The following is a 23898-nucleotide window of genomic DNA, read 5'->3' on the forward strand; positions in this document are numbered from 1 at the left end:
CGTCCGGCCGTGGGCGGCGATGTCTGCGAGGGTCGGGGGGTGCAGTGGAGTGCATGCCGCGAGGGCCGGATCAGCATGCGCGAGCACGCGGAGCTCGCGGTGCTGCTCCGGAGGTCCTACGCGCACCTCCCGCAGTTCTTCGGCGGGGTGCGGACCTGGTCGTACGTCCGGCCCGAGGCCCGCGTCGTCGGGTGGGACCTCGAGGGACCGGCCGCGCACGCCGGCGTGCTGCGGCGGTTCCTGCAGGTGGGCGGCAGGGAGCAGCTGGCCGCGGTGGTGGGTCTGGTGGCGGTGCGGCCGGGGCTGCAGCGGCAGGGCGTCGGCCTGGCCCTGCTCGACCGGGTGCGGGCCTTCCTGGGCGAGCTGGCCGTGCCCTTCGGCATCCTCATGTGCGCCGAGCAGCACGTCCCCTTCTACGAGCGCGGGGGCTGGCGCCGGCTCTCCCCGCGGCGCGCCGTGTACTCGCCCGACGACACCACCGAGCCGCAGCCCTTCGTCGACGAGATCTCCTCGACCACCCTCGTCCTCCCCGTCACGCAGCCCGACTGGCCGGACGGGGAGATCCACTGGAACGGGGCGACGGTCTGAGCGTCCTCGGCCGTCAGGCGGGTGGGCGAAGGACCACGGTGCTCGTCGCGTGCTCGGGGAGCACGGACCCGTCCGGCAGCTCCTCGACCTGCCGCCGCCCGTCCGGGACCCACCGCGGACCCCGCTCACCACGCGATGGCCCCGCCCCGGGCCAGGGGGACACCCCGCCGAATGGCGGGCGTCGCACCCGAAGCTGCGCATGATCGTCGGTACCGCGCCGGGCGGCGGCTCGGCACGATCGACGGCGCCGCGCCCGACGCGCGGTCTCCCCCCGCCGACCGACGGAGCTCAGCATGTCCAGTGCCATCGACGGAAGCGCCATCGACCGGGTCCTGCGGGACGCCGTCGAGGCCGGCGCGGTGCCGCACGTCGCGGCGATCGCCGCGGACCGCGACGGGATCCTCTACGAGGGCGGGGCCGGGCCGCGCATCGTCGGCGAGGCCACCGACGAGGTCACCACGTCGACGCAGTTCCGGATCATGTCGATGACCAAGATCGTCGCGACGGTCGCGGCGCTGCAGCAGATCGAGCGGGGCGAGCTGGAGCTCGACGCACCCGTCGACACCTACCGCCCCGAGTTCGCCGAGCTCCAGGTCCTCGAGGGCTTCGACGGCGACACCCCGAAGCTGCGTCCGGCCGGCAGCCGCGCGACGGTGAAGCAGCTGATCACGCACACGACCGGCCTGGGGTACTGGTTCTGGAACGAGGCGCTCGACACCTACCAGAAGGTCACCGGCCTGCCGAACGTCCTCGGCGGCGCGGAGGCCTTCAAGGCCCCGCTCGTGGCCGACCCGGGCACCCGGTTCGAGTACGGCATCAACACGGACTGGCTGGGCAGGGTCGTCGAGACCGTGGCGGGCACGGGTCTCGACGTCGTGATCAAGGAGAACATCACCGGCCCGCTCGGCATGGACGACACGATGTTCCTGCTCGACGACCGCCGCCGCGACAACTGCGTGACCGTGCACGTCCGGGGCGAGGACGGGAACTGGGCCTCGGCCGGCGAGCTGCTGCCGCAGGAGCCGGACTGGTGGGCCGGTGGCCACGGCCTCTACTCCACCCCGCGCGACTACATCCGCTTCGAGCGGGCCCTGCTGCGCGGGGGCGAGCTCGACGGCGCCCGCATCCTCACGGAACAGACCGTCGACGCCGCCTTCACCAACCAGATCGGCGACCTGGACGTCCCGGCGGAGATCCCGACCGCCGACCCGCCGATCACCGACAGCCTGCGCATCGGGCCGGGCTGGAAGTGGGGCCTCGGCCTGCTCCTGAACACCCAGGACCTCCCGGGACGGCGGCGGGCGGGCACCGGGGCGTGGGCGGGCCTGTTCAACACCCACTTCTTCGTCGACCGCGCGACCGGCGTCTGCGCCTCGATCTACACGAACTCGTTGCCGTTCATCACCGAGAACGAGGCCTGGAAGCTCTACGGCGACTTCGAGTCCGCGCTCTACGCCAGCCTCTGACGCCCGCCCGCCGCGGCCGGTCCGCCGGCCGTGGCGGGTCCGTGCACGATCACCCACCCCGGCGCGGGCCCTGCCCGATCGACCGGTGCTCCTTCGTGATCCGGACCACTACACTGTGCGCTCCGGAGCGACGGGATGGAGTTGTCGTGCAGGAGCTCCCGGGGCGGGTCCCCGGCCCCGATCCGCACGACGGCGCGGACCTGCGGGTGATCGCCTGCTTCGACGAGCTCATGGTCGGCAACGTCGACACCCGGGGCCTGCTCAACGCGGCCGCGTCGCTCGCGGGCTGCACCGCCGGGTTCTGCACCGACCTCCCGCCGCCGCGGTCCGTGCGGGTCGCACCGACGGGGAAGGTCGTCCAGGGCCGCGCGCTCCCGCCGCCGGGCTCGTCGATCCGCTGCGACGGCCTCACGGTGTGGCTCGAACGCGAGGGACCCGCCCGGGTGAACGACGGGACCGTCCTCGAGCGGCTGATGCTCGCCGTGCGGATCCGGCACGGGCGCGGCCGGCGGGAGCCGGACCGCGGCGAGCTGGGCCTGCTGCTCGACCGCTCGGTCCCCGTCGAGGAGCGCCGCACCGCGGCGGCCCGCCTCCGCCTCTCCCCCGGCGTCCGCTACCGGGTGCTCGCCGCGCCGCTGTTCGCGGCGTGGGAGGACCACCCCGCCGGCGCCGAGGACGTCGTCGCCACGCCGCACGGGCCGATCCACGCGCTCGTCCTGCCCGAGGACCGGGCGCCCGGCGGCGCGATCCCGTCCGGCCTCGGGGTCGCGACCACCGTGGAGCACCTGCACCGCTCGTTCCGCACGGCCGTGGTCGCGCTGCGGCTGTGCGCCCCGCCCGAGGCGCCCTGTGTGGCGGCCGACCGGTACGGCGGGGTGATCGAGCTGCTCGCCGACACCGGGCTCGACCTCGACTTCCCGGACGTCGACGCCCTCGACGCGGTCATGCGCCACGCCTGGGGCCCGGCCACCCTCGACGCGCTGGTGCGCGCCGGGTCGGTCCGGCAGGCCGCGCGGCTGGCCGGGGTGCACCACAGCACGCTGCGGACCCGGCTCGACGTGATCACCGGCGTCGTCGGGTTCGACCCGTTCGACGGCATCGGCCGCACCCGGCTCGGCGTCGCCTACCTGATCTGGCGGCTCCGCACCTCCCGCGTGCTGGACCTCCCGGCGCCGACGTACCCGGCCACCACCGCGGGCTGACGCCGCCGGGCTCCGCCCTGCTGGGCCCCCCGCATGCGCGGACGGGTCAGGCCGCGGCCGCCCGGACGAGATAGGTGACCGCGAGCCCGATCGCGAGGAGGCCGAGCAGAACGCGCAGGGCCGCCTCCGGGACGTGGGGCTGCAGGCGGGCACCGAGGTAGCCGCCGAGCAGGCCGCCGGCGCCGCAGCAGAGGCCGGTGACCCAGTCCGGGCCGACCGGACCGTCGACGACCAGCGACAGCAGCCCGTAGGTCGCCACGCCGGCCACCGAGGTCACGAACGTGGCGGCGAGCGCGGCCGGGGCGACGACGGCGACGGTCATCCCGGCCCCCACCAGGATCGGCCCGAGCAACGACCCGCCCCCGATGCCGTAGAGGCCGCCGATGAGCCCGACGACGGCGCCGAGCCCCGTCAGGACCCCTCCGCGCACCGCGCGGCGCGGCGCCGGACGGGCCCGGCCCCGCAGGCACAACCAGGTCCCGACGCCGAGCAGCAGCGCGGCCGCGAGCACGCGGAACACCCGGTCGCCGGGGGCGAGGAGCACCCGCACGAGGGTCCCGGCGACGACACCCGGCAGCGTGCCCGCGACGAGCCGGCGGGCGAGCGGGCCGCCGAGGGCGCCGGTGCGGTGGTGGCGCAGGAGGGCGCCGGGGGTGGCGACGACGTTGTACAGCAGGTTCGTGGGGGTGACGGCCGGGCTGGGCACCCCCAACAGGTCGAACTGGACCGGGAGCAGGAACACCGCCCCGGACACCCCGACGGGCGTGGTGACCACCGCGACGACCAGCCCGGCACCGAAGGCGAGCAGGGCGTCGAGCGGGGTCACGGCGCCGATCCTCGCCGAGGGCGCGGCCCGCGGGAACTGTCGGACCCCGTCCGTAGGGTCCCGGCAGGCGGACAGGAGGACGACATGACGGAGCGGCCCGACCCGGTGATGGCCGAGATCGCGCAGGCGGTCGCACGCGGGCACGCCGGAGCGCGCGCGGAGGCGCGGGAGCGGTTCGCGCGGCTGTGGGCGCGGCTGGGCCCCTCCGGCGACCCGCTCCACCGGTGCGCGCTCGCCCACCACGCGGCGGACGTGCAGGAGGACCTCGGCGAGGAGCTGCGCTGGGACCTCCGCGCGCTCGCGGCGGCGGACGAGCTCACCGACGCGCGGGCGCGGGAGCACCACGGTTCGCTCACCGTGGCCGGCTTCTACCCGTCGCTGCACCTCAACCTGGCCGACGTCCACCGTCGGCTCGGCGACACCGGGCAGGCCCGCGTCCATCTCGTCGAGGCCGAACGGGCCGTCGGCGCCCTGCCGGACGACGGGTACGGCCGGATGATCAGGCAGGGGATCGCCCGCTGCGCGGCCCGCCTGGACGAGCGGGTCGCGGGCGGAGCCCGGGCGGGTCAGCCGTTGCCGGAGGACGACGAGGGGGTGCGGTCGGGCAGGTAGGGCTCGATCGCGGAGGCGAGCTTCTCCGCGGTCATCGACTGGAGCCACACGTGCCCGGGCCCGTGGATCTCCGCCAGCAGCAGCGAGTCCCCGAACAGCTTGTTCTTCACCCCGCGGACCGAGGTGAACTCGAGCCCCATCCCGGCGCGGAACAGCGCCAGATGACCGGGGTGGATCAGCATGGACCGCCCGGCGGGGAGGTCGTACTCGGTGATCTCGCCGGCGAGCTGGACCCAGGCGGTGCCGGTGCCGGCCAGCTTCTGGAACACCACGCCGGCGCCCCCGAAGATCCCGGCGCCGAGCTTCTTCTGCAGCCCGACCGACACCTCGACCTGCGGGGTGCTGGCCATGTAGGCGCCGGACTGCACCATGAACTCGTCCGCGGCGTCGACCCGCAGCTCCCGGATCGTGCCCGGGAGGTCGGTCGCGAAGGCCACGAACCCGCCCTCCCGCGGGGCGGTGTACTCGGTGAGGAACAGCTGCCCGCCGCCGAGTGCGCGTTTCAGGCCGCTCATGAACCCGCCCCGGCCACCCGAGCCGAACCGGGTCGACGTGTCGAGGCCGAACCCCGGGGACAGCCAGGCGACGTCCCCGCCCTCGGCGATCACCTGCTCGCCGGGACCCATCGTGATCTCCAGGACGGGCATCGTCGTGCCCATGATCCGGGTCTGCATCGCAGGAACGTAGCCAGCGAGCGCCCCGCAGCGGAAGGGCGTGCGGGCCTGTCCTCTGCGCCGTCGTCGCAGGTCCGCGCTCGGATCACGGGTCGACCGCCGGCGCGACGGGGGGAAGAACGGCCGGCCCGTCGTCGGGCCCGCGAGCCACGGATCCCTCTACCGCAGCGACCGGAACGTTGCGCGGATGTCCTCGGAGAGCAGCTGCGGCTGCTCCCAGGCGGCGAAGTGGCCGCCCCTGTCGTGCTGGTTGTAGTAGACGAGGTTGGGGTACGCCTGCTCGGCCCAGCTCCGCGGAACCCGGTAGATCTCGTCGGCGAACGTGCTCACACCGACCGGGATCGTGACGCCCTTGGTGTCGAAGAAGCCGCCCGCGAACTCCCAGTACATCCGCAGCGAGGAGATGCCGGTGTTGGTGAGCCAGAACAGGGTGATGTTGTCGAGGATGTCGTCGCGCGTGAGGTCGCTCGGCTTCTCCAGACGTCCCTCGAGCACCTGCTGGACCAGCCCGGGCTGACCGAGCCCGTCGCCGTGGTCGAGCATGAAGGCCGCGAGATCGACCGGCGAGTCGGCCAGTCCGTACAGCGTCTGCGGGCGCGTCCCCGCGATCAGCCCGTACGCCACGTGTGTCGCGAAGAAGCTGCGCAGCTGCTCGTAGGTGCTCAGCTCCTCGTCCGAGAGGCCGGACGGCGGCGGGCTGCCGGCGAAGGACGCGGAGAAGAGGTCGGGCGGGATCGCGCCGGCCATGTTGGTGTGGATGCCGATCAGCTCCGGCGGCGCCGGCTCGGCCGGCCCCGGGCTGCGGCCGCCGGCCATCAGATCGACGACGATGGCGCCCCAGTCGCCGCCCTGCGCGACGAAGCGGTCGTAGCCGAGGCGCTTCATGAGCTCGACGTAGGCCTTGCCCGTGCGCACCGGACCCCAGCCCGTGCTGGTCGGCTTGCCCGAGAACCCGTACCCGGGCATCGACGGGATCACCACGTGGAACGCGTCGGACGCGCTCGCGCCGTGCGCGGTCGGATCGGTCAGCCGGCCGATCAGCTTCAGCTGCTCGACGACCGAACCCGGCCAGCCGTGGCAGACGACGATCGGCAACGCGTCCTCGTGCCCGGAACGGACGTGGATGAAGTGGATGTCCAGCCCGTCGATCTCGGTGAGGAAGTTGGGCACCGAGTTGAGCTCGGCCTCGCACTTGCGCCAGTCGTACTCGGTCTGCCAGTAGCGCGCGAGCGCCTGCACCATCGCCAGGGGCACGCCCTGCGAGTCGTCCTCGACGGTCTCCTTCCCGGGCCAGCGCGTGGCCGCGATGCGCGCACGCAGGTCCTTCAGGTCCCCCTCCGCAGTGGTGATCGTGAGCGGCCGGATCGCCGAGGCGTAGTCCGAGGTTTCGGTCGGGCCGGGCATGGCGGACATCCTTCGACAGTTCGCTCCAGTGGATCTCTGGCTGGCCGCCGAGCCGCGGACGGGAACCGGCGCACCCGTGGAGGTCATCGGTCTCCCCGCTCGACGAGGGTCACCCTCGGTGGGTCCACCGGCCCCGGTCCGCCGCCGCGCGAGTTCGCGGACCTCGCCCGCGGCGGCCCCGGACGGCGGCGGCAACCGTCCGCGCTCGGCCCGCCCCGAGCCAGGGCCGTCGGTCTCGCGCAACGCGGGACCGTTGCTCCTGGCAGGAGCGGCTCGGGCGAGAGGTCCGCACCGTCGACGTCCTGATCGACTCCTGCGCGCCGGTCAGGTCGGTCACCACCCGCTGCCCCGGGTCGGGGCCGCCGGTACGGTCGGGGACGGACCCGCTCCCGCGGCACCCCCGGACGAGTGCGTCGTACCCGGAACGACAAGACGACGCGCAGGAGGTGCGCGATGGCCTGGATCGTCCTGATCGTCTCGGGTGTGCTGGAGACCGTGTGGGCGTCGGCCCTGTCGCAGTCGCGGGGCTTCACCCGGATCGGCCCGGCGATCGTGTTCGGCGTGGCGCTGGTCGCGAGCATGGCGGGGCTGGCGTACGCGCTCCGCGAGATCCCGGTCGGCACGGGCTACGCGATCTGGGTCGGGATCGGGGCGGTGGGAACGGCCCTGTACGGCATCTTCGTGCTCGGCGAGTCGGCGAGCGTGGCCAGGCTGCTGTGCCTGGTCGCGATCGTCGCCGGGGTCGTGGGGCTCAAGCTCGCCCACTGACCGGCCCCGTCGGTCCCTCGCGAGAGGCGGTTCGGCCGCAGTACGCTGGCCGACCCGTCCACGGTCGCTCCCCTCGGAGGAGGGCACGATGACCACCACGACGACGGAGTCGCGCAACGAGACCGCGCTCGCGCGGGCGATCGAGCGGTGGAACGCCGGCGACCTGGCCGGCTACCTCGAGGTGTACGACGACCGGATCCGGCTGCACGGCATGTCCCCGGAGCCGATGGACAAGCCGGCCGTCCGCGCGTTCTACGAGAAGCTCTGGGCGGCGTTCCCGGAGAACCACCTGGAACTGCACGAGACCTTCGGCTCCGGCGACCGGCTGGTCGCGCGCTTCACCCTGACCGGCCGGCACGACGGGGACTTCATGGGCATCCCCGCGACCGGCATCCGGGTCACCCAGCCCGGCATCACGATCCTGCACTTCGCCGAGGCCCGCTGCGTCGAGCGCTGGTCCTGCGCCGACACGCTCGGGCTCCTCGTGCAGCTCGGCGCGGTCCCGCCGCCACCCTGACGTGGACGAGACGTACCTCCGCCTCGCTCAGGAGTCGGCGGCGAGTGCGTCGAACTCGGCCTTGACGACCGCGTAGCAGGACAGGCGACCTCCTCGAGCCGGGGACGGTCGGCCAGGTGCACGTTCCCGCGGCTGTACTCGATGAGGCCGTCGGCCTGGAGCTTGCTGGCGACCTCCGACACGGTGGAGCGGCGGACCCCTCCATGGTGTTGTCGAGGGGCCGCCGCGCGACGCCCCCGTTCCAGAACCGGGGATCGACGGTGAGCGGCCCGAAGAACCCGACGCTCCCCCACCGGGTGGCGAAGTTGGACCCGACGACCCTGCCGTCGAGCTCCGCGGTCAGCGCGGCCGCCGGTGCGGCCGCCCACCGACTGCGGACGTAGTCGGCGTCGCCGGCGAAGGCCGCCGGGTCCGGGAGCCGACAGCGAGGGCCCGAGACGGCCGCGACGGCCGACCGGGGGCGTGCGGACGGGTCTGGCGTCCCCGTCCGGTCCGCGTCGCGCCTGATCCCCGGTGCCGTGCCGCGTCGGGGCGTCAGCCCGGGCCGTTCGGATGGGCGAGGTCGTAGGCGCGCGAGAGCTTCCGGGGCACGACCATGCGCCACGCGTCGACGACGAGCTCCCGGGCCTCGGTCGGGTCCAGCGCCGCGAGCTCGGCGTCGACCCAGTTGAAACGCATCTCCGACGCCGACGGCATCCGGAACTTGTGCGGCTCGCCCGCGACGAGCGCCGCCCGCTCCTCCTTGGGGAACGCGAAGCCCATCACGCTCTCGTCGAGGGAGAACGCCACGTAGACGATCTGCTTCACCCGGAACTTCAACCTGCCGTGGACGTACACCGGGTAGGAGCGTTCCAGCTCGGCGCCCAGCGGCCGGACGTCCTCCATCACCGCCATCTCGGACCCCCGTCGGTCAGGACGCGCGGCGGACCGCCCGTCCGGGCGCCGTCCCGTCCCCCCGACTCGACCCGCGTGGTCCCGTCCATCGGAATCCCCTCCTGTCGCGCGAACACAGGACCGCGACGGCGGCGCGGAGTCATCGGTCGTCGCCGGGACGGCATTCGTCCCGCCGACGCCGATGAGTTCGTGACCTGCTCCCGGTCATCACCGGCGTGAGCGATACGCATACCGGCCCGGGCAAGGTCGTCGTGAACAGGTCGATGTCGCTGGACGGCTTCGTCGCCGGCCCCGACCACGCGATGGACTGGGTCCTCGAGTACGCGACGCAGTACGCGTTTCCCGAGGTCGTGCAGGCCACCGGCGCCATGCTGGCCGGCCGGGGCACCTACGAGGTCGCCAGGCGGATGTCCCCGGAGGACACCGACTACGACGGGGGGCCGCTGTTCGTCCTGACGCACCGGCCGCCGGACGAGCCGGAGCCCGGGGTCACCTTCCTCACCTGCGATCTGGGGGAGGCCGTCGCCACGGCGCACGCCGCCGCGCGGGGCAGGAACCTGGAGATCCTCGGAGCCGACCTGGCCGGTCAGTGCCTGCGGCGAGGCCTCGTCGACGAGGTCCTGGTGTACGTGCTGCCGGTGCTCCTCGGCGACGGCGTGCGGTTCTCGCCCGGGGGCCTCGGCAGGATCGACCTCGAACCGCTGGGTACCAGCCGGTCGGGTCCCGTGACGATGCTCCGCTTCCGTGTGCGGAAGTAGGGAGCACGCGGCCTCCCGCGGTCTCACGAGGGTGCCCCCGGTGGGACTCGAACCCACACTGTGACCCTTTTAAGGGGCCTGCCTCTGCCGTTGGGCTACGGGGGCCCGCCCGCAGCCTAACGACGGGGCGGGGCGAGAACGCCGACGGCGCCCGCCCCCGGTGAAGGGCGGGCGCCGTCGAGCGCCTGTCGGCCGGAGCCGCGTCAGCTGGCCTTGGCGTCGGCCTCCTGCGCGACCGTCGGGGGCAGCGGGGTCACCGTGCCGCCGGCGATCCGGCTGAACTCCGCCTTCGGCTCGTGGATCTGGCCCAGCGCCACGACCTCGCGGCCCATGAGCAGCGCGGTGGTCCAGTCCATGACGATCCGGAAGCGGCGGTTCCACGTGGGCATGCGGCTCACGTGGTAGGTGCGGTGCATGAACCACGCCGGGAAGCCCTTGAGCTTGATCCCGTAGACCTGGGCGACGCCCTTGTACAGGCCGAGGCTCGCGACCGAACCCGCGTAGCTGTGCCGGTACTGCTTCATCTCGTACCCGCGCAGGTACGCGACGATGTTGTCCGCGAGCACCTTGGCCTGCCGGACGGCGTGCTGCGCCGACGGGCTGGTGCGGGCGTTCGGGTCGTCCTTGGTGAGGTCCGGGATCGACGCGCAGTCGCCCGCGCTGAACACGCCCTTCAGCCCGTCGACCGTGAGGTCGGCCGCGCACTCGACGTGCCCGCGGGGGCCGCGGGGCAGGTCGGTCTGCTCCAGCATCGGGTTCGGCTTCACGCCGGCGGTCCAGACGATGGTGTCGGCGTCGAACTCCTGCCCGTCGGACAGCACGACGTGCCCGTCGACCATCGCCTCGACGCGGGTCTCGAGGAGGACCTCGATGCCGGCGTCGAGCAGGCGGCGCACGGTGTACGCGCCCATCTTCGGGCCGACCTCGGGCATGATCCGGTCCATCGCCTCGACGAGGACCCAGCGCAGGTCGCCGGGCTCGATGCCCTCGTAGTAGCGGGTCGCGTAGCGGGCCATGTCGGCGAGCTCGGCGAGCGCCTCGACGCCCGCGTACCCGCCGCCGACCACGACGAAGGTCAGCAGCCGGCTGCGCAGCTCCGGGTCCGCGGTGGTGGAGGCCGCGTCGAGCCGCGACAGCACGTGGTTGCGCAGGTAGATGGCCTCGCCGACGGTCTTGAAGGCGATGCCCTGCTCCGGCAGGCCGGGGACCGGCAGGGTCCGGGCGACCGAGCCGGGGGCGACGACGAGGACGTCGTACCCCAGCGTCGTGGTGTGCCCGGCCGCGGTCTGCACCGTGACCTGCTTGTGCGCGTCGGAGATCGCGGTGACCCGGCCGGTCAGCACGCGGCAGCCGCGCAGCACCTTGTGCAGCGGGACCACGACGTGCCGCGGCTCGATCGAGCCGGCCGACGCCTCGGGGAGGAACGGCTGGTAGGTCATGTGGGACTGGGGGTCGATGACCGTGATGTCGGCCTCGCCGCGGCGCAGCTTCTTCTGCAGCCGCAGAGCGGTGTACATGCCGACGTAGCCGCCACCGACCACGACGATTCGTTGAGCGTGCGCCATACCCACATTCGTACCCCGGAGACGTAAGCCCGACCGTCGGATCCGGCGTGATCTGCGTCCTGCCCGGTGTGAGTTCACCTACAGCCTGGCGGCGCGGGCCGCGGCGGCCAGGACCTCCTCCAGCATCGCCGGGGTCAGCTTGCCGGTGAAGGTGTTCTGCTGGCTCACGTGGTAGCTGCCGAACAGGTGCAGCGAGCCCCCCGGCCGCACGGACGCCAGCTCGACGTGGGCGCCGTGCCCGAACCGGGGGCGCGGCCGCGGGATCGTCCAGCCGTGGTCGGCGAGCACCGGCAGCAGCGCCTGCCAGCCGAACCCCCCGAGGACGACGACCGCGCGGAGGCTGCGGCGGACCAGCTCGATCTCGGCGTCGAGCCACGGCCGGCAGGTGTCGCGCTCGGTCGGGGTGGGCTTGTTCTCCGGCGGGGCGCACTTCACCGGTGCGGTGATCCGGGTGCCGATCAACCGCAGCCCGTCGTCACGGTGCACGGCGGTCGGCTGGTTGGTGAGGCCGACGGCGTGCATCGCCGCATAGAGGACGTCGCCCGAGTGGTCCCCGGTGAAGATCCGCCCGGTCCGGTTGCCGCCGTGCGCGGCCGGGGCGAGCCCGACGACCAGCAACCGCGCGTCGGGCGGCCCGAGCCCGGGGACGGGCCGCCCCCAGTACTCCCAGTCCCGGAAGGCCGCGCGCTTCTCCCGCGCCACCTTCTCCCGCCACTCGACCAGCCGCGGGCAGGCCCGGCACTCGGTGACCCGGGCGTCGAGGTCGGCGAGCGTCGGCGCGGCCGGCCCCGCGTGGCGCGGCCAGTCGGGCGCCGACACCTCGCCGGGCGCCGCCGGTCCGGCGGGCGCCGGCGATCCGCCCGCGGGTCCGCTCACGCGATCGATCGCGCGATCCCGTCGAGGATGTCGTGCTCGGAGACGACCAGCTTGTCGATCCCGGCGCGCGAGTGCAGCTCGTCCGCCAGCGCCTCCACGACGAGCGCGCCCGCCCCGATCACGTCGATCCGGCCCGGGTGCAGCGCACCGAGCTTCGCCCGCTCCTCGCGCGACGAGGAGATCAGCATCTGGGCGACCCGGTGCACGTCGTCGCGGGACAGGGTGGACAGGTGCACGGCCTCGGGGTCGTACTCCGGCAGGTCCTGGGCGATCCCGGAGAGCGTGGTGATCGTGCCGGCGACGCCGACCCAGCACTTCACCCCCTCGACCGGGACGGCCTCGAACGCCTCGTCGAGGATCTCCCGGGCGACCTTGCGGGCGTTGGCGACGTCGGCCTCGGCGGGCGGGTCGCCGGGCAGGCAGCGCTCGGTGAGCCGGACGCTGCCGACGTCGACCGAGCGGGCCGCGACCACGCCGTCGGCCGGGGTGCCGACCACCAGCTCGGTCGAGCCGCCGCCGACGTCCGCGACCACGAACGGGCCGTCGTCCGGGTCGAGGTCGCCGACCGCGCCCTGGAAGGACAGCCGCGCCTCCTCGTCGCCGCTGATCACCTCGGCCTCGACCCCGAGCACGTCGCGGACCATGCCGAAGAAGTCCTCACGGTTCGTGGCGTCCCGGGTGGCGGAGGTGGCGACCATGCGGACGCGCTCGACGCCCTTGCGGCGGATCGCCGCCGTGTAGTCGACGAGCGCCGCGCGGGTGCGCTCGAGCGCCTCCGGGTCGAGCCGGCGGGTCGCGTCGACGCCCTTGCCGAGCCGCACGATGCGCATCTCCCGGTGCAGGTCGCGCAGGTCCTTGGTGCCGTCGAAGGTCTCGGTGACGTCGGCGATCAGCAGGCGGATCGAGTTGGTCCCGCAGTCGATGGCGGCCACCCGGGACATGCGCGCTCCTGTGGGTCGGGGTCGGTCCCCGTCACCGTATCGGCAGCCGGGGCGCTCCGGGCGTCGCGACGGTCCCGATCCGCCCGCCGGCGGGTTACCCTCCGGTAATGAGCGTGGCACCGGGCACCGAGCTGGGCACTCACACCGTCGTGAACCAGGTTCCGCCGCTCGACGGGTTCGACCCGCTCGAGTGCGACCCCGGCCTGGCCGACGCGCTGCGCCGGGAGGGCGCGGCGCCGGACCTGAAGGCCCTCGCCCTGGCCGTCGGGTCGGCGGAGTACCGGGAGCACGCGCGGCTGGCCAACGAGTACGAGCCCGTGCTGCGCACCCACGACCGCTACGGTCACCGCGTCGACGAGGTGGACTTCCACCCGTCCTGGCACGCGCTCATGAGACTGTCCGTGGAGAACGGGCTGCACGCGACCCCCTGGGCGGACGGCTCGCACCTCGCCCGGGCCGCCGGGTTCTACCTGGTCAGCACCCTGGAGCAGGGACACTGCTGCCCGATCTCGATGACCTACGCCGCGGTGCCGGCACTGCGCCACGGCGAGCTGCGGTTCGAGGAGCGGCTCGCCGCGCGGGTGTACTCGCCCGGGCTGGAGACCCCGCACACCAAGCCCGGGCTGCTCGCCGGCATGTCGATGACCGAGAAGCAGGGCGGCTCGGACGTCCGCGCCGGCACCACCCGCGCGACCCCGGACGCGCACGGCACGTACTCGCTGGTGGGCCACAAGTGGTTCACCTCGGCGCCGATGAACGACCTGTTCCTCACCCTCGCGCAGGCGCCGGGCGGGCTGACCTGCTTCGTCCTGCCCCGCGTGCTGCCCGACGGCACCCGCAACGGGCTGCGCATCCAGCGGCTCAAGGACAAGCTCGGCAACCGCTCCAACGCCTCGGCCGAGCTGGAGTACCAGAACGCCGTCGGCTGGCGGGTGGGCGACGAGGGCCGCGGCGTCGCGACGATCATCGAGATGGTCTCGATGACCCGCCTGGACTGCGTGCTCGGCGCGGCCGGCACGGTCCGCGCGGCCCTGTCCGAGGCCGCGCACCACGTGGCGCACCGCTCGGCCTTCGGCGCGCTGCTGGCGGACCAGCCGCTGATGCAGGCCGTGGTGGGCGAACTGGCCGTCGAGTCCGAGGCCGCGACCACGCTCGCGATCCGGCTGGCCGGGGCCGTCGAGCGGGGCGAGACGGCGTTCCTGCGGCTGGCGCTGCCGGCGGCGAAGTACCTGGTCTGCAAGCGCACCCCGGCGGTCGTCGCGGAGGCGTTGGAGTGTCTGGGCGGCAACGGTTACGTCGAGGAGTCGCCGATGCCGCGGCTCTACCGGGAGAGCCCGCTGAACTCGATCTGGGAGGGCTCGGGGAACGTCACCGCGCTCGACGTGCTGCGGGCCGTCGCGCGCGAGCCGGGCTCGGTCGACGCGGTGCTCGACGAGATCGCCCTCGCCCGGGGCGCGGACGTGCGGTTCGACCGGGCCGTGGACCGGCTCCGCGCGGAGTTCCGGGCCCCCGAGCCGCGGCGGGCCCGCCGGCTCGCCGAGCTGCTCGCGCTGTGCCTGCAGGGCTCGCTGCTGCTGCGCACCGCCCCGGCCGCGGTCTCCGACGCCTTCCTCGCCGGCCGCCTGCAGCCCGACGGTCCCTGGCGCACCGCCGGCACCCTGCCCGAGGGCGTCCCCGCGAAGCCGCTGCTGGAGCGCGTCACCCCCGGCGTCTGAGGCCGGGCCGGACTCAGGCGCAGTCGGTGCCGGTCCACCAGTCGCCGAGCAACGCCAGCGCCTCGTCGCCGAACGGGTTCACCCCCGGCCCCTTGGCCAGCGCGTGGGCGACGTGCACGTGCAGGCACTTCACGCGGCCGGGCATCCCGCCGGCACTGACCTCCGTGCCGAGCGGCTCGATCGCGTCCCGCTCGGCCAGGTAGGACTCGTGTGCCCGCCGGTAGCGCTCCGCCAGCTCCGGATCCTCCGCCAGCCGCGCGGTCATCTCCTTCATCAGCCCGGAGGCCTCGAGGGTGCCGATGCGCGAGGCCAGCCGCGGGCACGTGAGGTAGTAGAGCGTCGGGAACGGGGTGCCGTCGGGCAGCCTCGGCGAGGTCTGCACGACGTTGGGGTGGCCCGACGGGCAGCGGGCGGCGACCGCCCGCATCCCGCGCGGCGGCCGGCCCAGCTGGGCGGCGACGGTCTCCCGGTCCTGCTCGGAGATCGTGTCGCTCATCGGGGGGCTCCTTCGGTCACGTCGCTCCACAGGGTCCGGTACCAGGGCGTGCCCTTGCGCGCGGCCTCGGCCTCGGCCGCCGACGGCGTGTCCGGCAGCTGCACCACGTAGGGCACCTCGCCGGGCCGGACGTACCCCAGGCGCGAGCGCGCCTCGGCCGCGACCTCGTCCGGGTTCGACAGCCGCGCCTTCCGCTCCTCCAGCTCGGCGACCTCGGCCGCCAGCGCCCGCTGCTGCTCCTGCACCGCGGCCAGGTCCTGCCGCTGCGCGACGTAGTTGCGCAGCGGCACGGCCACGGTCAGCGCCAGCACGCAGACCACGATCGCGAGGATCGCCGCCCGCCGGGTCGAGGACAGCCCGAGCAGCCCGCTCGTGCGGGCGACGACCGTCCCCGCCCGGCTGCGGGTGCGGGTGAGCCGGGGCTCGCGCACGCGCCGCCCGCCGGGCGCGGGACGGGCCTGCCCCGCCCCGCCCCGGTCCGCCCGGGTGGCGGCCCGCTCGCGGGCCCGCGCCTCACCCGCCACGCCGTCAGGCGCTCGGGGTGTACCGCGGGAAGGCCAGCTCGCCGGCGTAGCGCGCGGCGTCGCCCAGGCCCTCCTCGATGCGGAGCAGCTGGTTGTACTTGGCGACCCGCTCGGACCGCGCGGGCGCGCCGGTCTTGATCTGGCCGCAGCCGGTGGCGACGGCGAGATCGGCGATGGTCACGTCCTCGGTCTCGCCCGAGCGGTGGCTCATCATGCAGCGGTAGCCGTTGTTGTGCGCCAGCGTGACCGCGTCGAGCGTCTCGGACAGCGTGCCGATCTGGTTGACCTTGACCAGCAGCGCGTTGGCGGCGCCGCGGTCGATGCCGTCCTCGAGCCGCTCCGGGTTGGTGACGAACAGGTCGTCGCCCACCAGCTGGACCTTGTCGCCGAGCGACTCGGTCAGCGAGACCCAGCCGTCCCAGTCGTCCTCGGCCAGCGGGTCCTCGATCGAGACCAGCGGGAAGGCGTCGACGAGCTCGGCCCACACCTTCGCCAGGTCCGCCGAGGACAGCTCCTTGCCCTCGTAGCGGTACACGCCGTCGGAGAAGAACTCGGTGGCCGCCACGTCGAGCGCCAGCACGACGTCCGTGCCCAGGCTGAAGCCGGCCTTGCCGATCGCCGTGGAGATCAGCTCCAGCGCGCCCTTGGTGCCGCCGGCGACGTCCGGCGCGAAACCGCCCTCGTCGCCGAGCCCGGTGGCCAGGCCCTTCTCCTTCAGCACCGACTTGAGCGCGTGGTAGACCTCCGCGCCCCAGCGCAGCGACTCGCGGAAGGACTCCGCGCCGATCGGCGCGACCATGAACTCCTGCACGTCGACCGAGGTGTCCGCGTGCGCGCCGCCGTTGAGGATGTTCATCATCGGCACCGGGAGCACGTGCGCGTTCGGGCCGCCGACGTAGCGGTACAGCTCCAGCCCGGCCGACTCCGCCGCCGCCTTGGCCACCGCCAGCGACACGCCGAGCAGCGCGTTGGCGCCCAGGCGCGACTTGTCCGGGGTGCCGTCCAGGTCGACCAGGCGCTGGTCGACCAGGCGCTGGTCCACCGCGTCCATCCCGGTCAGCTCCGGACCGATCTCGTCCAGCACCGCCGTGACGGCCTTCTCGACACCCTTGCCGCCGTACCGCTTCGGGTCCCCGTCGCGGAGCTCGACGGCCTCGTGCTCGCCCGTCGAGGCCCCGGAGGGGACCGCGGCGCGCTCCAGCGTCCCGTCGTCCAGCGCGACCTCGACCTCGACCGTGGGGTTGCCCCGCGAGTCGAGGATCTCGCGCGCGCCGACCTGCTCGATGACAGCCACCCAATAGCTCCTGTTCTCTCCGGCTCGCCGGAACTCGGGCGTCAGGGTAACGACCGGGCCCGTGATCAGGGCGCCGAACCGCCGCCGAGCCGCGCACGTCACGCCCCGGGGCGCACCGGTCGTCACATGTCAAGACCTCGCGGAACGCCCCTGCGCGGCCTACCGTAGGAATGACCATGACGAGCCAGCCTGCACCGGGACCCGGTCCGCGCGCCCGCAACCGCGTCTTCGAGGGGTTCCGCCGCGCGGAGCTGCTCCTGGCCGACCGCCGGCCGCTCGACGCGCTGCAGGCCCTGCTCCCGGCCCTCGAGAGCCAACCCAACGACGCGTCGGTCCACCTGCTCGCGGGCCGCGCCTACCTCGACTCCGCCCAGCTCGGCAAGGCCGAGGAGGCCTTCGTCCGGGTGCTCGAGCTCGACCCGGCCGACCACTACGCGCGCTTCGCGCTCGGCAAGGCGCTGCAGCGGCAGGGCCGGCTGGGCGAGGCGAAGGGGCAGCTGCAGATGGCCACGGTGATGGACCCGCGCCCGGAGTACCAGGAGGCGCTGGGCGAGGTGCGCGCGCGGATCGCCCGCATCACCGAATAGCCCGGTGCAACCCGTCACGGCCCGCGCGCTCCGTCCCTGACGCTTGCGCGCTATTTCCGGACAGGTCGCGCGAACCGGACATACGTCCTGGTCAGGCGCCCCACAGGGCCCTACCCGCGCCCCCGTTCGAGAAGCTAGCCTCACCTCGGTCCACTGAGCCTCACCTCATGGGAGGCACGCCGAAGCAGAGGAGAGCAGGACGGTGCTGGGCAATGCCCTGATCGGGCTCCGCGAGGGTCTCGAGGCCTCACTGGTCGTCAGCATCCTCGTGGCCTTCCTGATCCGCACCGACCGCCGGCGCGAGCTGCCGAAGGTCTGGGCGGGCGTCGCGTTCGCGGTCCTGGTCAGCGTCGGCGTCACCCTCGGCCTCACCCTCGCCGAGCAGGCGCTCACCTTCGAGGCCTCCGAGACCCTCGGCGGGTCGCTCTCCATCGTCGCGGTCGGGTTCGTCACCTGGATGATCTTCTGGATGCGCTCGAACGCCCGGGCGATGAAGGCCGACCTCGAGGGCAGGCTCGAGGCCGCGATCAGGATGGGCCCGATCGCCGTGGTCGTCATGGCCACCCTGGCCGTGGGACGCGAGGGCCTCGAGACCGCCGTGTTCTTCTTCGCCGCCGCGCAGGCCGCCGGGGAGACCGTCCGGCCGCTGGTCGGCTTCCTGATCGGCATCGCACTCGCCGTGCTCGTCGCCTACGCGATCTACCGCGGCGCCATGCGGATCAACCTCGCGAAGTTCTTCACCGTCACCGGGTTCTTCCTGATCTTCGTGGCCGCCGGGATCCTCGCCTACGGCGTGCACGACCTGCAGGAGGCCGGGATCCTGCCCGGCCTCACCACCCTGGCCTTCGACGTGAGCGCCGCGATCCCGCCGGACTCGTGGTACGGCACCCTGCTCAAGGGCGTCCTCAACTTCTCCCCGCAGACCACCGTGCTCGAGGCGGTCGTGTGGTGTCTCTACGTCGCCGTCGTCCTGACGCTGTTCCTGTTGCCCCAGCGCACGCGGTCCACCACCGTCGCCGCCGCGTGACATCACCGAGGAGAACGCCCATGTCCCGCAGGACCTCTGCCGTCGCCGTGGTCGCGGCCGGCACCGCCCTGCTGCTCGCCGGTTGCACCAGCACGGCCCGACCCCCGGCCGCCCAGGGCGGCGGCGGGCCGATCTCGGTGACCGCGAGCGACACCGCCTGCGAGGTCTCCGCCAGCGAGGCCCCCGCCGGCAACATCTCCTTCACCGTGAAGAACACGGGCACGAAGGTGACCGAGTTCTACCTCTACGGCACGGGCGACCGGATCCTGGGCGAGGTCGAGAACATCGGCCCCGGCCTGTCCCGCGACCTTCTCGTCGAGGTGCCCGACGGCGGCACCTACACCACCGCCTGCAAGCCCGGCATGGTCGGCGACGGCATCCGCGCCCCCTTCACCGTCACCGGCGCGGCCCAGCGCTCCACCGACACGGACGCGAAGCTCGCCGAGGCCACGGGCGGCTACACCCGCTACGTCAACTCCCAGATCGAGGCCCTGGTCGCCAAGAACAAGGAGTTCACCGACGCCGTCAAGGCGGGGAACGTCGACCAGGCCAAGGCCCTGTTCCCGGTCGCGCGGACCTACTGGGAGCGGATCGAGCCGGTCGCGGAGTCCTTCGGCGACCTCGACCCGAAGATGGACGGCCGTGAGGACGACGAGCGCGAGGCGGGTGTCGGCTTCACCGGTTACCACCGCCTGGAGAAGGACCTGTGGGTCGACGGCCTGCAGCCCGACTCGGCGCAGATCGCGGACCAGCTCGACGCGGACATCCTCGACCTGCAGAACCGCGTGAGGACCGTCCAGTTCACCCCGGTCCAGCTCGCCAACGGCGCCAAGGAGCTGCTCGACGAGGTCGCCACCGGCAAGATCACCGGTGAGGAGGACCGCTACTCGCACACGGACCTCTGGGACTTCAAGGCCAACGTCGAGGGCAGCCAGGCCTCCGTCGCCGCGCTGCGCCCGGTGATCGACGAGAAGGACCCGAACCTGGGCCCGACCCTCGACCAGCGCTTCGCCGACGTGGAGAAGCTGCTCGAGAACTACCGCACGCCGGACGGCGGGTTCGTGCCCTACACCCAGCTGACCCCGGAGGACACCAAGAAGATGTCCGACGCCGTCGACGCCCTCGGCGAGCCCGTCTCCCAGGTCGCGGGGGTCGTCACGTCGTGAGTGCGACCCGGCCCCCGTCCTCGGCCCCGGAGAGCCCGCCCGTCGAGCCGCCGCCCACCGACCCGCCCGCCGACGGGAGCGGCGGAGGCGGGCTGTCCCGGCGCAGGCTCTTCGGGTACGCGGGGGCCGGTGTCGCCCTGGCCGGCGCCGGGGCCGCGGTCGGCTACGCCGCCGGGGCCTCCGGCGGCAACCCGGAACGGCCGGGCGTCGTCCCGTTCCGGGACACGCACCAGGCCGGGATCGTCACCCCGGCCCAGGACCGGCTGCACTTCGTCGCGCTGGACCTGACCACCACCGACCGGGCCGAGGTCCGGCGCACGCTGCAGAAGTGGACCACCGCGGCCGAACGGATGACGGCCGGCCAGGAGGTCACGGAGAACGGCGCGGTCGGGCTGAACAAGTACGCCCCGCCGACCGACACCGGCGAGGCCCTCGGGCTCCCGGCCGCGTCGCTCACCCTGACCGTCGGGTTCGGGGCGTCGTTCTTCGAGAAGCTGGGCCTGCAGGACCGGATGCCGGCCGGGCTGGCCCCGCTGCCGTCGTTCACCGGCGACGACCTCGACCCCGCGCGGTCCGGCGGCGACATCTGCCTGCAGGCCTGCGCCGACGACCCGCAGGTCGCCGTGCACGCGATCCGCAACCTCGTACGGATGGGCTTCGGCACCGCCTCGGTCAGGTGGTCGCAGCTCGGGTTCGGCCGCACGTCGTCGACCTCGACCGCGCAGGACACCCCACGCAACCTCTTCGGCTTCAAGGACGGCACCAACAACCTCAAGGCCGAGGAGCCCGCCGAGCTCGACACCCACGTGTGGGTCCAGCAGGGCGACGGGCCGGACTGGATGGTCGGCGGGTCGTACCTGGTCGCCCGGCGGATCCGGATGCACATCGAGACCTGGGACCGCACCTCGCTCGACGAGCAGGAGCAGATCGTCGGGCGCAGCAAGGGCGAGGGCAACCCGCTGAGCGGGCACAAGGAGTTCGACGTCGCCGACCTCTCGGCGAAGGGCGCCGACGGCCGGCCGGCCATCCCGGTCGACGCGCACATCCGGCTGGCGGCGGCGGAGACGCAGAACGGCGCGAAGATGTTGCGCCGCGGCTACAACTTCGTCGACGGCTCGGACGGCTCGGGGCACCTCGACGCCGGACTGTTCTTCCTGGCCTTCGTCCGCGACCCGCACACCCAGTTCGTGCCGATCCAGCGGGCGCTGGCGAACAAGGACAAGATGATGGAGTACCTGGAGCACAACGGCTCCGCGGTCTTCGCCGTCCCGCCCGGGGTGCGGGACGGGGAGTACTGGGGCCAGGGCCTCTTCTAGAACGTCCCGGCTTCGAGCGCGCTGTCCGAACTGAGAGTCGCGACGGCCGAGCGGAGTAACCGGTGCGACCGGGGGCGCCGTAGCTCGGCGTGTCGTCGCTGACGGACGACTGTTCGTCGCGGCCGCGCAACCCCACCTCTCAGACCGCTCCGTTTCACCGCGCAACAGGTCCTAGCGTGGTCCCGTCGCGCGGTCGCTCCCCCACGGCCCGGACCGGGTCGGCACCGCGCGTCGGCGCCCGGCCGGTGTTCTCGGACGGGGCCCGCAGGACGAGAGGTTCCCGGATGGGTTCACGACACTCCGCGGAGCGCGCACACCGCTCCCGCAGGCCCGCGCTGCTGCTGGTCCTCCTCGCGTTCGCCACGATCACGGTCGGCGCGGTGGTCACCCCCGCCTTCGCGGCGGGCCGGTCGGCGGGCACGGCGGCCACGGCCGCAGCGACAGCGGAGCGGACGCGGCCCGCGCCCGCCCCGGCCGCTACCGCCGACGAGGGCAGGGGCACTCCGCAGCCCGGCTCGGCGGACGGCCGGAAGGCCGGTGGCCGGACCGCCGCACAGCAGCAGAACGCCACACAGCAGCAGAACGCCACACGGAACCAGAACCAGAACGGCACGCAGAAGCAGAACGCCGGGCAGCAGCAGAACACCCCCAACCCGAACTGCACGCTGACCGTGCCGCCCGCCCCGCTCACCGCCGCAGGCCTCGCCACGCCCTACCTGCTACGCGGCACCGGCGACGGCGGGGCCTGCCACGAGGCGAACGACGCCCAGTCGGCCTTCGTCGAGGCGACGATCCTCGACCCGGCGACCGGGAAGCTCTCCGTGTACCACCCGCTGGTGGTCGACGAGGGCTCGCAACCCGCGGCCGCGCCCGTCCCGGTGACCCTGCCGGCGAACGCCGTGGTCGGCGTCTGGTTCGGGTTCCAGGGCGACACGCTGACCCTGCGTACCTCGTCCGCCGACCGGCAGGCCTGTGTGGACGGCCTGCCGGGCTCGCCGTTCGGCCAGTTCGCGCACTGCAACGGCCCCGCGTTCTTCGCCGCGGCGAACACCGCGATCAAGGCCGGCACGCTGAAGGTCCCGGCGCTCGGCACCGGCCGCGACGGACTGCCCTGCCCCACGACCCGCGACTTCGGCATGGTCGACCAGGACCAGAGCGACAACCTCGTCACCCGGTACCGCGCCACCCGGGACGGCCGGATCGCGCAGGACACCCCGGCGAACGCCGGCCTCGGCGGCACGGTGCTGACGAACGCGTCGGACAACGGGTTGCTGGCGAGTGCGGTCGACCCCGCGATCGGTTGCACGCCGTTCACCGCCCCGGACCTCACCGCGGGAGGCACGCCGACCTCCTCGCTCGCGCTGAACGAGCTGCAGGCCGCCGCCGACCAGCCCGCGCCCGTCGCGACCGTGCCGCTGAACGACCCGATGGCGAAGGTCGGCGACCGCGCGAGCACCGAGAAGACGGACCTGTACCGGGCCGGGGTGGACATGGCCCCGCTCGGTGCCGGCGACGCCGGCGACGGTGCGGCCTACTGCCGCAACCTGGCCGCCGTGGCCCCGGATCGGCTGGCCCGCGACCGCGCCTTCCTGCAGGCGGCGGCCTCGCCGGACCCGGCAGCGGCCAGGACCCTGTTCGGCTTCCTCACGCAGCGGCTCGCGACCTCGTGGCAGAACCTCGGGTGCCAGGACCTGGTGCACGTCGGGCCGCCGAAGGTCGACGGCGCCCGGGGCTGACCCCGGTGCGGCCGCGCCGGTCCGTCGCTCAGGCGGGCCAGGCGCGGCGCCAGGACTCCGGGTCGAGGGAGTGCGGGTCCTCCCCCTCCGCGGCGGCGGCCGACTCCGCGGCGCGCACCCGGTCGGCGAAGGCGCGGGCGGCGGTGCGCAGCGCCGCCTCCGGGTCGGCGCCCGCCAGCTTGGCCTGCGCGACCTGCCGGAACAGCTCCTCGCCCACCCCGTCCCCGGCGGGCAGCAGGTCCGCGGGCAGCCCGGCCCGGGCGGTCCGGGAGACCAGCTTCGCGGCGAGTGCGACGGCCGGCTGGCCCAGCGGCACCCCGTCGACGGAGGAGCTGCGCTGCTTCTCCGCGCGCTTGAGCTCCTCCCACCGTCCCTCCTGCGCGGTCGCGGTCTCGATCCGCTCGGACCCGGCGAACACGTGCGGGTGCCGCCCGACGAGCTTGGCCACCAGCCCCTCGGCCACCGCGTCGACGTCGAAGGCGCCCTCGGCCGCCTCCTGCGCCACCCGGGCGTGGAACAGCACCTGGAGCAGGACGTCGCCCAACTCCTCCCGCATGTCGGCGCGGTCGCCGTCCTCGATCGCCTGGTACAGCTCGTAGCACTCCTCCACGAGGTACTGCAGCAGCGACTCGTGGGTCTGCTCGGCGTCCCACGGGCAGCCTCCCGGCGAGCGCAGCCGGTCCATGACGGCGACGGCGTCGAGCAGTGCGGCCCCCTCGGGCTCGGGCACCGCCACGGCACCCGCCCGCGGCTCGCAGGTCAGCAGCACGGCGTCGTCGGGAAGATCGCCACGGACGGGCTCCGCCCCGGCCGCCCGCACGACCTCCTCGGGCACGGAGGAGTCCGCGTACACGGCGGAGGCGGCCCGCAGCGCGGGCAGCGCCGCGGCCGGCAGGACGGCGCCGAGCCGCCGGGACAGGACGATCACCGTGGGAGCCACGCCCCC

At 73.9% G+C, this 23898-nt stretch carries 25 protein-coding genes, 1 tRNA gene, 1 pseudogene and 1 riboswitch; of the genes and pseudogenes, 14 read left to right on the top strand and 13 right to left on the bottom strand.

The features are described from left to right. Positions 1-39: 39 nt before the first annotated feature. The 3 genes from ACFQH9_RS17820 to ACFQH9_RS17830 all read left to right on the top strand — a co-directional run bounded on the left by ACFQH9_RS17820 (position 40) and on the right by ACFQH9_RS17830 (position 3256). Positions 40-588: a GNAT family N-acetyltransferase gene (locus ACFQH9_RS17820; RefSeq protein ID WP_379567268.1), complete on the top strand. Its 549-nt coding sequence runs from the start codon at positions 40-42 to the stop codon at positions 586-588. 293 nt (positions 589-881) lie between these two features. Beyond that, complete coding sequence (locus tag ACFQH9_RS17825; protein ID WP_379567269.1) at positions 882-2054, top strand: serine hydrolase domain-containing protein; 1173 nt, start codon at positions 882-884, stop codon at positions 2052-2054. A gap of 146 nt (positions 2055-2200) precedes the next feature. Next, the gene (locus ACFQH9_RS17830; RefSeq protein WP_379567270.1) at positions 2201-3256 is read left to right on the top strand and encodes a helix-turn-helix domain-containing protein; all 1056 of its coding nucleotides are present in this window, start codon (positions 2201-2203) and stop codon (positions 3254-3256) included. Positions 3257-3302: 46 nt separating this feature from the next. On the opposite strand, the gene ACFQH9_RS17835 is transcribed toward ACFQH9_RS17830, so the two are convergent. Then, entirely contained in the window at positions 3303-4082 is a 780-nt protein-coding gene (locus ACFQH9_RS17835) for a TSUP family transporter (RefSeq protein WP_379567271.1), read from the bottom strand. An 84-nt stretch (positions 4083-4166) separates the two neighbouring features. On the opposite strand from ACFQH9_RS17835, the gene ACFQH9_RS17840 reads away from it, so the two are divergent. Then, positions 4167-4694: a hypothetical protein gene (locus ACFQH9_RS17840; protein WP_379567272.1), complete on the top strand. Its 528-nt coding sequence runs from the start codon at positions 4167-4169 to the stop codon at positions 4692-4694. Here the strand turns inward: ACFQH9_RS17840 and ACFQH9_RS17845 are convergent. Together ACFQH9_RS17845 and ACFQH9_RS17850 are read right to left on the bottom strand one after the other, a co-directional pair. After that, positions 4649-5368 (bottom strand): TIGR00266 family protein, encoded by a 720-nt coding sequence (locus tag ACFQH9_RS17845; RefSeq protein ID WP_379567273.1) that lies wholly within the window; start codon positions 5366-5368, stop codon positions 4649-4651. The two genes, ACFQH9_RS17840 and ACFQH9_RS17845, sit on opposite strands and share 46 nt — an antisense overlap. 159 nt (positions 5369-5527) lie before the next feature. After that, positions 5528-6772 carry an epoxide hydrolase family protein gene (locus ACFQH9_RS17850; protein ID WP_379567274.1) on the bottom strand — a complete coding sequence of 415 codons (1245 nt, stop codon included), beginning with the start codon at positions 6770-6772 and terminating at the stop codon, positions 5528-5530. A 377-nt stretch (positions 6773-7149) separates the two neighbouring features. Beyond that, positions 7150-7214, top strand: a riboswitch (guanidine-III (ykkC-III) riboswitch). An 11-nt stretch (positions 7215-7225) separates the two neighbouring features. On the opposite strand from ACFQH9_RS17850, the gene ACFQH9_RS17855 reads away from it, so the two are divergent. Next, positions 7226-7540: a DMT family transporter gene (locus tag ACFQH9_RS17855; protein ID WP_379567275.1), complete on the top strand. Its 315-nt coding sequence runs from the start codon at positions 7226-7228 to the stop codon at positions 7538-7540. Positions 7541-7628: 88 nt separating this feature from the next. After that, the gene (locus ACFQH9_RS17860; protein WP_379567276.1) at positions 7629-8057 is read left to right on the top strand and encodes an ester cyclase; all 429 of its coding nucleotides are present in this window, start codon (positions 7629-7631) and stop codon (positions 8055-8057) included. Between the two features lie 101 nt (positions 8058-8158). Here ACFQH9_RS17860 and ACFQH9_RS17865 read toward each other — a convergent pair. Beyond that, positions 8159-8350: pseudogene (locus tag ACFQH9_RS17865) on the bottom strand (hypothetical protein); the annotation flags it as partial. Here ACFQH9_RS17865 and ACFQH9_RS17870 point away from each other — a divergent pair. Further along, a complete protein-coding gene (locus tag ACFQH9_RS17870; RefSeq protein WP_379567277.1) occupies positions 8318-8440 on the top strand; it encodes a hypothetical protein in 123 nt (40 codons plus the stop codon). The pseudogene ACFQH9_RS17865 and the gene ACFQH9_RS17870 sit on opposite strands and share 33 nt — an antisense overlap. Before the next feature lie 151 nt (positions 8441-8591). On the opposite strand, the gene ACFQH9_RS17875 is transcribed toward ACFQH9_RS17870, so the two are convergent. After that, the gene (locus ACFQH9_RS17875) at positions 8592-8951 is read right to left on the bottom strand and encodes an MmcQ/YjbR family DNA-binding protein (RefSeq protein ID WP_379567278.1); all 360 of its coding nucleotides are present in this window, start codon (positions 8949-8951) and stop codon (positions 8592-8594) included. A 215-nt stretch (positions 8952-9166) separates the two neighbouring features. Here ACFQH9_RS17875 and ACFQH9_RS17880 point away from each other — a divergent pair, with 215 nt between their 5' ends. Further along, the gene (locus ACFQH9_RS17880; RefSeq protein ID WP_379567279.1) at positions 9167-9709 is read left to right on the top strand and encodes a dihydrofolate reductase family protein; all 543 of its coding nucleotides are present in this window, start codon (positions 9167-9169) and stop codon (positions 9707-9709) included. Positions 9710-9741: 32 nt separating this feature from the next. On the opposite strand, the gene ACFQH9_RS17885 is transcribed toward ACFQH9_RS17880, so the two are convergent. The 4 genes from ACFQH9_RS17885 to ACFQH9_RS17900 all read right to left on the bottom strand — a co-directional run bounded on the left by ACFQH9_RS17885 (position 9742) and on the right by ACFQH9_RS17900 (position 13091). Next, positions 9742-9814: transfer RNA gene (locus ACFQH9_RS17885), tRNA-Leu, on the bottom strand. A gap of 98 nt (positions 9815-9912) precedes the next feature. Further along, on the bottom strand, positions 9913-11274 hold the full coding sequence (locus tag ACFQH9_RS17890) for an NAD(P)/FAD-dependent oxidoreductase (RefSeq protein WP_379567280.1): 1362 nt from the start codon (positions 11272-11274) through the stop codon (positions 9913-9915). Positions 11275-11352: 78 nt separating this feature from the next. Then, positions 11353-12093, bottom strand: a complete 741-nt coding sequence (locus ACFQH9_RS17895; protein WP_379567391.1) for a uracil-DNA glycosylase — start codon at positions 12091-12093, stop codon at positions 11353-11355. Between the two features lie 53 nt (positions 12094-12146). Further along, on the bottom strand, positions 12147-13091 hold the full coding sequence (locus ACFQH9_RS17900; RefSeq protein ID WP_379567281.1) for a Ppx/GppA phosphatase family protein: 945 nt from the start codon (positions 13089-13091) through the stop codon (positions 12147-12149). Between the two features lie 107 nt (positions 13092-13198). Between ACFQH9_RS17900 and ACFQH9_RS17905 the strand changes: the two genes are divergently transcribed. Beyond that, complete coding sequence (locus ACFQH9_RS17905) at positions 13199-14806, top strand: acyl-CoA dehydrogenase family protein (protein WP_379567282.1); 1608 nt, start codon at positions 13199-13201, stop codon at positions 14804-14806. A gap of 13 nt (positions 14807-14819) precedes the next feature. On the opposite strand, the gene ACFQH9_RS17910 is transcribed toward ACFQH9_RS17905, so the two are convergent. From ACFQH9_RS17910 to eno, 3 genes are read right to left on the bottom strand one after another with little or no spacing between them, the layout of a single operon-like run. Beyond that, positions 14820-15302: a DUF501 domain-containing protein gene (locus tag ACFQH9_RS17910; protein WP_379567283.1), complete on the bottom strand. Its 483-nt coding sequence runs from the start codon at positions 15300-15302 to the stop codon at positions 14820-14822. Then, positions 15299-15826 carry an FtsB family cell division protein gene (locus tag ACFQH9_RS17915; RefSeq protein WP_379567284.1) on the bottom strand — a complete coding sequence of 176 codons (528 nt, stop codon included), beginning with the start codon at positions 15824-15826 and terminating at the stop codon, positions 15299-15301. Before ACFQH9_RS17915 ends, ACFQH9_RS17910 begins: the two co-directional genes overlap by 4 nt. Before the next feature lie 4 nt (positions 15827-15830). Beyond that, entirely contained in the window at positions 15831-17120 is a 1290-nt protein-coding gene (eno, locus tag ACFQH9_RS17920) for a phosphopyruvate hydratase (RefSeq protein ID WP_379567285.1), read from the bottom strand. A 176-nt stretch (positions 17121-17296) separates the two neighbouring features. Between eno and ACFQH9_RS17925 the strand changes: the two genes are divergently transcribed. The 5 genes from ACFQH9_RS17925 (at position 17297) to ACFQH9_RS17945 (ending at position 22952) form a co-directional block, all read left to right on the top strand. Then, positions 17297-17707 (top strand): tetratricopeptide repeat protein, encoded by a 411-nt coding sequence (locus tag ACFQH9_RS17925; protein WP_379567286.1) that lies wholly within the window; start codon positions 17297-17299, stop codon positions 17705-17707. Between the two features lie 202 nt (positions 17708-17909). Further along, complete coding sequence (gene efeU / locus ACFQH9_RS17930; protein ID WP_379567287.1) at positions 17910-18734, top strand: iron uptake transporter permease EfeU; 825 nt, start codon at positions 17910-17912, stop codon at positions 18732-18734. Between the two features lie 20 nt (positions 18735-18754). Further along, positions 18755-19900 (top strand): iron uptake system protein EfeO, encoded by a 1146-nt coding sequence (efeO, locus tag ACFQH9_RS17935; protein ID WP_379567288.1) that lies wholly within the window; start codon positions 18755-18757, stop codon positions 19898-19900. A 92-nt stretch (positions 19901-19992) separates the two neighbouring features. Then, complete coding sequence (efeB, locus tag ACFQH9_RS17940) at positions 19993-21216, top strand: iron uptake transporter deferrochelatase/peroxidase subunit (protein WP_379567392.1); 1224 nt, start codon at positions 19993-19995, stop codon at positions 21214-21216. A gap of 284 nt (positions 21217-21500) precedes the next feature. Continuing rightward, positions 21501-22952: a hypothetical protein gene (locus ACFQH9_RS17945; protein WP_379567289.1), complete on the top strand. Its 1452-nt coding sequence runs from the start codon at positions 21501-21503 to the stop codon at positions 22950-22952. A 28-nt stretch (positions 22953-22980) separates the two neighbouring features. Here ACFQH9_RS17945 and ACFQH9_RS17950 read toward each other — a convergent pair whose 3' ends face one another. After that, positions 22981-23892, bottom strand: coding sequence for a nucleoside triphosphate pyrophosphohydrolase (locus ACFQH9_RS17950; RefSeq protein WP_379567290.1), 912 nt, complete (start codon positions 23890-23892; stop codon positions 22981-22983). Positions 23893-23898 lie beyond the last annotated feature (6 nt).

The organism is Pseudonocardia lutea, assembly GCF_042658055.1.
Classification (GTDB): Bacteria; Actinomycetota; Actinomycetes; order Mycobacteriales; family Pseudonocardiaceae; genus Pseudonocardia; species Pseudonocardia lutea.